The organism is Pseudoalteromonas sp. S4741, from assembly GCF_005886135.1.
In the GTDB taxonomy this organism is placed as follows: domain Bacteria; phylum Pseudomonadota; class Gammaproteobacteria; order Enterobacterales; family Alteromonadaceae; genus Pseudoalteromonas; species Pseudoalteromonas tetraodonis.
The window spans coordinates 1-247 of record NZ_PNCN01000249.1; the positions used below are offsets into that span (position 1 = coordinate 1).

Sequence of the window (247 nt, forward strand, 5' to 3'; positions counted from 1 at the left end):
GTGGCACCTTCGAAATACTCGCCACTGCACAAACGTGGGTCCCGGTATCGCCAATAATTAATATGCGCGGTGGCTACAAAGTAGTCAGTAGTGCCATGCAAAGCGCAGATGAAATTAAACACCCAGTTGATATGCAAAAACACGTAGAAGAACTGGAAGAGCTATTTACCTCCACCGGCGTAAACACAAAACTGGTATATTTGCAGCCAATCAGCCAAAAAGCCTCAGACACTAAATTAGCCATTGA

At 44.9% G+C, this 247-nt stretch carries 1 pseudogene; it reads left to right on the forward strand.

Annotated elements, in window-relative coordinates:
* Positions 1-247: pseudogene (locus CWC30_RS18020) on the forward strand (7-carboxy-7-deazaguanine synthase QueE); the annotation flags it as partial.